This window comes from Streptomyces pratensis, from assembly GCF_037137275.1.
GTDB classification, from domain to species: Bacteria; Actinomycetota; Actinomycetes; order Streptomycetales; family Streptomycetaceae; genus Streptomyces; species Streptomyces pratensis_B.
The window spans coordinates 269,076-276,805 of sequence record NZ_JBBBEN010000089.1 but is presented as its reverse complement, the minus strand read 5'-3'; the positions used below and the strand labels follow the sequence as shown (position 1 = coordinate 276,805).

Annotated in this window: 7 protein-coding genes; 5 read left to right on the top strand and 2 right to left on the bottom strand. The window is 73.1% G+C overall.

Going from position 1 to position 7,730, the window contains the following annotated elements; translation table 11 throughout:
- Positions 1–12: 12 nt before the first annotated feature.
- The 3 genes from V9U70_RS15940 (at position 13) to V9U70_RS15930 (ending at position 3,376) form a co-directional block, all read left to right on the top strand.
- Positions 13–798 carry an electron transfer flavoprotein subunit beta/FixA family protein gene (locus tag V9U70_RS15940; RefSeq protein ID WP_336673358.1) on the top strand — a complete coding sequence of 262 codons (786 nt, stop codon included), beginning with the start codon at positions 13–15 and terminating at the stop codon, positions 796–798.
- Between the two features lie 147 nt (positions 799–945).
- Positions 946–1,908 (top strand): electron transfer flavoprotein subunit alpha/FixB family protein, encoded by a 963-nt coding sequence (locus tag V9U70_RS15935; protein WP_336673359.1) that lies wholly within the window; start codon positions 946–948, stop codon positions 1,906–1,908.
- A gap of 169 nt (positions 1,909–2,077) precedes the next feature.
- Entirely contained in the window at positions 2,078–3,376 is a 1,299-nt protein-coding gene (locus V9U70_RS15930) for a DUF6986 family protein (protein ID WP_336675819.1), read from the top strand.
- Between the two features lie 56 nt (positions 3,377–3,432).
- Here V9U70_RS15930 and V9U70_RS15925 read toward each other — a convergent pair whose 3' ends face one another.
- Positions 3,433–4,464: a LacI family DNA-binding transcriptional regulator gene (locus V9U70_RS15925; protein ID WP_336675817.1), complete on the bottom strand. Its 1,032-nt coding sequence runs from the start codon at positions 4,462–4,464 to the stop codon at positions 3,433–3,435.
- A gap of 196 nt (positions 4,465–4,660) precedes the next feature.
- On the opposite strand from V9U70_RS15925, the gene V9U70_RS15920 reads away from it, so the two are divergent.
- Positions 4,661–5,590, top strand: a complete 930-nt coding sequence (locus tag V9U70_RS15920; RefSeq protein WP_336675815.1) for an ROK family protein — start codon at positions 4,661–4,663, stop codon at positions 5,588–5,590.
- A 246-nt stretch (positions 5,591–5,836) separates the two neighbouring features.
- Entirely contained in the window at positions 5,837–6,874 is a 1,038-nt protein-coding gene (locus V9U70_RS15915) for an NUDIX hydrolase (protein ID WP_336675814.1), read from the top strand.
- Between the two features lie 37 nt (positions 6,875–6,911).
- On the opposite strand, the gene V9U70_RS15910 is transcribed toward V9U70_RS15915, so the two are convergent.
- Positions 6,912–7,598: an MBL fold metallo-hydrolase gene (locus V9U70_RS15910; protein ID WP_336675813.1), complete on the bottom strand. Its 687-nt coding sequence runs from the start codon at positions 7,596–7,598 to the stop codon at positions 6,912–6,914.
- Positions 7,599–7,730 lie beyond the last annotated feature (132 nt).

Sequence of the window (7,730 nt, the reverse complement as noted above, 5' to 3'; positions counted from 1 at the left end):
AGGAGAGCCGGCGTGAGCTTGAGGATCGTTGTCTGTGTGAAGTACGTGCCCGACGCGACCGGTGACCGGCGTTTCGCCGATGACCTGACGTTGGACCGTGAGGATGTGGACGGTCTGTTGTCGGAGCTGGACGAGTACGCGGTCGAGCAGGCGTTGCAGATCGCGGACGGGGCGGACGGTGCGGAGGTCACCGTGGTGACGGTGGGTCCGGAGGATGCCAGGGACGCGTTGCGCAAGGCGTTGTCGATGGGGGCGGACAAGGCGGTTCACGTCGAGGACGGTGCTGTGCACGGCAGTGATGTGATGGGGACGTCGCTGGTGCTGGCGAAGGCGGTGGAGAAGAGCGGGTATGACCTGGTGGTCTGTGGGATGGCTTCCACGGACGGGGTGATGGGGGTGCTTCCGGCTCTGCTCGCGGAGCGTCTGGGTGTTCCGCAGGTGACGTTGGTGTCGGAGGTCGCGGTGGCGGGGGGTGTGGTGACGGGGCGGCGTGACGGTGACACGGCGACGGAGTTGCTGGAGGCGTCGTTGCCGGCGGTGGTGTCGGTGACCGATCAGTCCGGTGAGGCTCGTTACCCGTCGTTCAAGGGGATCATGGCGGCGAAGAAGAAGCCGGTGGAGTCGCTGGATCTGGAGGATCTGGGTCTGGAGGCCGGTGAGGTGGGTCTGGCGGGTGCGTGGACGGCGGTGGACTCGGCCGTGGAGCGTCCGGCGCGTACGGCGGGCACGGTCGTGACGGACGAGGGCGAGGGCGGCCGGCAGCTCGCGGAGTTCCTCGCGGGCCAGAAGTTCATCTAGTGCCCGGGCCTGTTCCCGTGTCCGTGTCGGGGTCTGTTCCGGTGTCCGTGCCCGGTTCGGCGCCGGTGTGGGTGGGGTGGCCGGGTGCGGGTGTGTGTGCGGTTGTGTCTTGTCTTCCTGTGTCTTCTCTGTCTGGAGTGCGTTGTCATGGCTGAAGTTCTGGTTCTGGTCGATCATGTGGACGGTGCGGTGCGCAAGCCGACCCTGGAGCTGCTGACGCTGGCCCGTCGGGTCGGTGATCCGGTGGCGGTGGCGCTGGGTGCGGGGGCGCGGGAGACCGCCGGGGTGCTGGGTGAGCACGGTGCGGTGCGGGTTCTGGTGGCGGAGGCCGCGGAGTTCGGGGAGTATCTGGTGGTGCCGAAGGTGGACGCGCTGCAGGCTGCTTTCGGGGTGGTGGCTCCGGTGGCGGTGCTGGTGGCGTCGTCGGCCGAGGGCAAGGAGGTCGCGGCGCGTCTGGCGTTGCGGGTGGGGTCGGGTGTGATCACCGATGCCACGGATCTGGAGGCCGGTGAGCAGGGTCCGGTCGCCACGCAGTCGGCGTTCGCGGCTTCGTTCACGACGAGGTCCCGTGTCTCGCGGGGGGTGCCGGTGATCACGGTCAAGCCGAACTCGGCGCCGGTGGAGCCGGCCGCGGCGGCCGGTGCGGTGGAGGAGCTGGCGGTGTCGTTCGGTGACGCGGCCAGGGGCACGAAGGTCACCTCGCGTACGCCGCGGGAGTCCACGGGGCGCCCGGAGCTGACCGAGGCCGCGATCGTGGTGTCCGGCGGGCGGGGGGTCAACGGTGCGGAGAACTTCCCGCTGATCGAGGCGCTCGCCGACAGTCTGGGCGCGGCGGTGGGCGCTTCGCGCGCGGCGGTGGACGCGGGCTGGTACCCGCACACCAGCCAGGTCGGGCAGACCGGCAAGTCCGTCTCCCCGCAGCTGTACATCGCCTCGGGGATCTCCGGCGCGATCCAGCACCGGGCCGGGATGCAGACCTCCAAGACCATCGTCGCGATCAACAAGGACGCCGAGGCCCCGATCTTCGACCTCGTCGACTACGGCGTCGTCGGCGACCTGTTCACCGTCGTCCCCCAGCTCACCGAGGAGATCAACACCCGCAAGGGCTGACCCCGCACCCCCTCGCACCACCCTCGCCCTGGGCCGCACGGTGAACCCCACCGCGCGGCCCAGCGCCGTACCAGGCCACCATTGACGCACACCCCCCAGACTTATAACTTCACTATACGGATTGTTGATTCCGGGAAGCGGAAACAATAAGAGCGTGGAGGATGCGGTCATGGGTCAGCAGGAGAAGGTGGCAACGAGCCTCGCCGGTGCGGTCAGCGAGGAGATCAGCGCCTCCCTCGCCGAGGTCGACGCGGAGCTGGCCCGCCGCTACCCGGGCGATCCCGGCACCCGCCAGCCCGTGCACACCGTCTACGTCCCCGGCGACGCCCTGGAGCCCGGCACCCTCCGCTCCTGGGGCGACCAGGCGCTGGCCGCCCTCGACGAGCACGCCCCCGACGCCTCGTCGTTCGCCGCCGTCCTCGGCCTCCCCGAGGAGCTGGCCGGGCCGGTTCACGACCGCGTACGCGCCAAGCTGGAGCGCGAGCCCGTCGAGGACCTGCGCATCGACTTCGAGGACGGTTTCGGCCCCCGCCCGGACCAGGAGGAGGACGAGGTCGCGGCCCGCGCAGCCCGCCTGGTCTCCGAGGCGTACGCCAACGGCACAGCGGCCCCGTACACGGGCATCCGGATGAAGTGCATGGAAGCCGGCGTGCGCGACCGGGGCATCCGCACAACGGACGTCTTCCTCACCGGGCTCATGGAGGCCGGCGGCCTGCCCGAAGGGCTCGTGCTGACCCTCCCGAAGGTCACGTACCCGGAACAGGTCACCGCCTTCGTCCGGCTGCTCGAAGCCTTCGAGAAGGCCCACGGACTCGACGCCGGACGGATCGGCTTCGAGATCCAGATCGAGACCAGCCAGTCCATCCTCGCCTCCGACGGGACGGCCGCGGTCGCGCGCATGATCGACGCCGCGCGGGGGCGGGCCACCGGGCTGCACTACGGCACCTTCGACTACAGCGCCTGCGTCGGGGTCAGCGCCGCCTACCAGGCCGGCGACCACCCCGCCGCCGACCACGCCAAGGCGGTCATGCAGGTCGCCGCGGCGGGCACCGGCGTCCGGGTCTCCGACGGCTCCACCAACGTCCTCCCCGTCGGTCCCACCGCCCAGGTGCACGAGGCCTGGCGGCTCCACTACGGCCTCACCCGCCGCGCGCTGGCTCGCGCCTACTACCAGGGCTGGGACATGCACCCCGGCCACCTGCCGACCCGTTACGCGGCCGTCTACGCCTTCTACCGCGAGGGGTTGGAGCCGGCGGCCGCCCGGCTCGCCGCCTATGTCTCCAAGGCGAGCGGTGACGTCATGGACGAACCCGCCACCGCCAAGGCCCTCAGCGGATATCTGCTGCGCGGCATCGACTGCGGGGCGCTGGACACCGCAGAGGTGGCCCGGCTGACCGGGCTCACCCGCGCGGACCTGGACGCGTTCTCGTCGCCGCGCCGGGGCGATCTGACCGTCACGGCTCCGTAGGCGCCCCTGCGCGGCCGCGGCGCGGCCCCTGCCGTGGCGTGCCGCGGGCGGCGGGGTCAGGCGGGCGGGAGTTCGCCCGAGCCGCGCGGGATCAGCCGCGTGGGCAGCTCCACCCGCGACGGAGGGTGGGCCGCGCCGTCGAGGCGGCGGAAGAGGTGCTCGGCGGCGGTCCTTCCGACCGCCGCCGCGTCCTGTGAGATCACGGTGATGCCGAGCAGGTCGGCCAGTTCGATGTCGTCGAACCCCACCAGCGCCACCGGCCGTTCCCGCTCGGCGATCACCCGGACCGCCGTCACCGTCACCCGGTTGTTCCCCGCGAAGAGCGCGGTGACCGGCTCGGGCCCGGCGAGCATCGCCTCGACGGCGGGCCGGACCCGGGCGGGGTCGGTGGAGCCCAGGGAGACCCAGGCCTCCTCCTCGACGGTGATGCCCGCGTCCGCCATGGCGGCGCGATAGCCGCGCAGCCGCTCGGTGACGGTGTGAATCCGCGGCTGGTCGCCGATGAAGCCGATCCTGCGGTGGCCGTGCGCGATGAGGTGGGCCACGCCCTCCCGGGCGCCGCCGAAGCTGTCGGAGAGCACCATGTCGGCCTCGACGTGGCCCGCCGGACGGTCCACGAAGACCGTGGCGACGCCCGCCTTGATCTCCGGCTCCAGGTAGCGGTGGTCGTCGCCGGCGGGGATCACGATCAGTCCGTCCACCCGGCGGGCGCACAGCGCGAGCACCAACTCCTGTTCCCGCTCCGGGTCCTCGGCGCTCGAACCGTTGATCAGCAGCGCGCCGTGGGCGCGGGCGACCTCCTCCACCGCGCGGCTCAGCGGACCGTAGAACGGGTCCGCCAGATCCTCCAGGACCAGCCCGATGGACGCCGTACGCCCCTTGCGCAGCACCCGGGCGCTGTCGTTGCGCCGGAAGCCGAGCGCGTCGATCGCCTCCTGCACGCGGCGCTCGGTGTCGGGCGTGACGCCGGGTTCGCTGTTCACCACCCGGGAGACCGTCTTGAGGCCCACTCCGGCGCGGGCCGCCACGTCCTTCATGGTCGGCCGGTTGCCGTAACGGTTCTCGGAGTGACGGGCGGTCCGGTCCACGTGTGCTGTCCTGTCGTCGGCTGCGGCGGGGCTTCGGGAGCCCCGGCCGTCGCCCCGCGGGGCGACGCGAGGGTGATGGGAGGCTGTGGCGTCGAGCATAGGCCCTGGACAACGTTGTCAACAGGGGAAAGAGCGTGCAGACTGTGGACGGAACCCGCAGGTCCCGTCCGTTCGCCGATCCGGAGAGCCCACACCGATGCATACCGACCTCGTCGCCGCCCTCGACATCGGCGGCACCAAGATCGCCGGCGCTCTGGTGGACGGCGCCGGGTCCCTCCTCGTGCGGGCGCAGCGGCCGACGCCCGCCCGGGAGGGGGCCGAGGCGGTGATGGGCGCCGTGGACGAGGTCCTGGGCGCGTTGACGGCCTCTCCGCTGTGGGACGGCGTGGGCCGCGTGGGCATCGGCAGCGCGGGCCCGGTCGACGCGGCCGCCGGCACGGTCAGCCCCGTCAACGTCCCCGGCTGGCGGGGCTTCCCGCTGGTGGAGCGCGTGCGCAAGACGACGGGCGGACTGCCGGTGGCGCTGGTCGGCGACGGGGTCGCGATGACGGCGGCAGAGCACTGGCTCGGCGCGGCCCGCGGCTATGACAACGCGCTGTGCCTGGTCGTGTCCACAGGGGTCGGCGGCGGACTGGTCATCGGCGGCGCCCTGCGCCCGGGCCCCTCCGGCAACGCCGGGCACATCGGCCACATCAGCGTCGACCTGGACGGCGGTCCGTGCCCCTGCGGGTCGCGCGGCTGCGTCGAGGGCCTCGCCAGCGGGCCCAACATCGCGCGCCGTGCTCTGCGGGCCGGCTGGCGGCCGGGACCGGACGGCGACACCACGGCCGCCGCGGTGGCCGCCGCGGCCCGCGCCGGGGACCCGGTCGCCGCAGCCGCCTATGAGCGCGCGGCGCAGGCGCTGGCGGCCGGGATCGCCGCCACCGCCACTCTCGTGGACCTCGACATCGCGGTGATCGGCGGGGGAGTGGCCGGGGCCGGCGACGTGCTCCTGGCCCCGCTGCGCCGCCATGTCCGGGACTACGCGACCCTCTCCTACCTCCGCCGGCTGACCGTCGAGCCCGCAGTGATGGGCGCCGACGCGGGACTGGTCGGTGCGGCGGCCGCGGCGATCGCCCTGCGCTGAGAGCCCGCCGCCGGGTCGGCGGTCCGCTGCCGAGCCCCCTGACTCCCGACTGGGCCGTCGCTCTCCCAGGCGGCCGGCAGGCGCCCCCCACGGCACCGGTGGAGCCGCGCGGCCGCCCTCGGCGTACCGTGCGAAAGCCGCCAACCGTCGCGGATCGCCGCGTCCGGGCAACGCCGTCGCCCCAGCGGGGTTTTCACGGCAGGGTGTTGCGGGCAAGCCACAGGAGGCTACGGAAGAGGGGGAACCGTGATCGTCTGGATCAACGGTGCGTTCAGTGCGGGCAAGTCCAGTACCGCGGGCGAACTGATCGATCTGATCCCGCACAGCACGCTGTACGACCCGGAGACGACCGGCGCAACGCTGCGCGGTCTGCTGCCGCAGAAGCGACTCGCCGAGGTCACCGACTTCCAGGACCTGCCGATCTGGCGGCGGCTCGTGGTGGACACGGCGGCGGCGCTGCTCGCCGAGGTGCCGGGCGTCCTGGTCGTGCCGATGACGCTGCTGCGCCAGGAGTACCGCGACGAGATCTTCGGAGGGCTCGCCTCCCGGCGCATCCCCGTCCGCCACGTGCTGCTCTCACCTGAGGAAACGATCCTGCGCGACAGGATCGCGAAGCGGAGGGAGTTCCCCGGGGACGAGGATCAGAGCGAGCGCGTGCGGCAGTGGGCCTACGAGCACATCGGGCCGTACCGCGACGCGCTCGACTGGATCGCCCGGGACGCCCACGTCGTCGACAACAGCGCCCTCACCCCCCGCGAGACCGCCCAGCGGATCGCCGAGGCCGTGCGCACCGACAGCGCCGCACCGTGCCCCATCGTCCAGAGCCCCGAGCCCACCGCGGAGACGGTCGCCGCCGGGGTCCTCCTCTTCGACGAGGCCGACCGGGTGCTGCTCGTGGACCCCACGTACAAGCCGGGGTGGGAGTTCCCCGGCGGGGTGGTCGAGGCGGGCGAAGCCCCCGCCCAGGCCGGTGTCCGTGAGGTCGCGGAGGAGATAGGCCTGCGCCTCGACCGGGTGCCCGCCCTGCTGCTGGTCGACTGGGAGAGGCCCTGCCCGCCCGGCTACGGCGGGCTGCGCTTCCTCTTCGACGGAGGGCTGTTGCGGGCCGAGGACGCCGGCCGGCTGCTGCTGCCCGGCTCGGAGCTGCGCGGCTGGCGCTTCGTCACAGAGGAGGAGGCCGCGGCGATGCTGCCGCCCACCCGGTACGAGCGGCTGCGCTGGGCCCTGCGGGCGCGCGAGCGGTCGACAGTGCTCAACCTGGAGGCCGGGGTCCCGGTGGGCTGAGGGGCGAGCAAGGGGGCGCGGCGGCGCTCCCGCGAGCTCAGCAGGCCGCGGCCGCCGCCTTCATCGCCGCTGCGGCGTCCTCGGTGAGCGGATCGCCGTGACCGAAGCAGACGGTACGGGGTGCGAGCGCGGCCAGCCTCCGGAAGGCGTCCCGCGCCAGGCCCCGGTCCACGTTGAACACACCGAGCATCACCCGCTCCACCGCCGCGACGCAGTCCCCGGTGAACAGCACCCCGTGGCGCGGCAGGTGCAGGGCGATGGAGCCGGGCGTGTGGCCGGGCGCGTGGACCACCCGGGCCCCGCCCCCGAACGGCAGCACCTCACCGTGGGCCACCTCGCGGTCCACCGGGGTGGGCGGGGCCTTCGGCACCGTCAGCCCGTGCTCGTACAGAGGCCGCTCCCAGTCGAGCAGGTCCGGCTCCGGCACGGGGCGCTCGCCCCGGATCACAGGGGCGTCCAAAGCGTGGGCGACGATCTCGGCGCCATGGCGGTCCGCCAGCTCCCGCGCCGCGCCGTAGTGGTCGCGGTGGCCGTGGGTGAGGACGATGCGGCGGATGAGGGACGGTTCGAGGCCGAGCGCGCGCAGGGCGTCCTCGATCGCGCGGGCGGCCTCGACGTCGCCCGCGTCGATCAGGGTGAGGTCCCTCCCGTCGCGCCAGACATAGGACTGACCGATCCGGAAGCGGAACATGTGCAACTGGGGGAGCACCTCGACGACATCCACGCGGCGAACCTACGCAGCAGAGGAAGCCCGCCGCACGGAACTACGCCGGGGGCGACTTCGCCCGCGGCGTAGCGGCCCGGGGAGCCTCCGAGGAGGACCCCGTCCGCCCGAAGGGCCGTCGAGAGCCCCGCC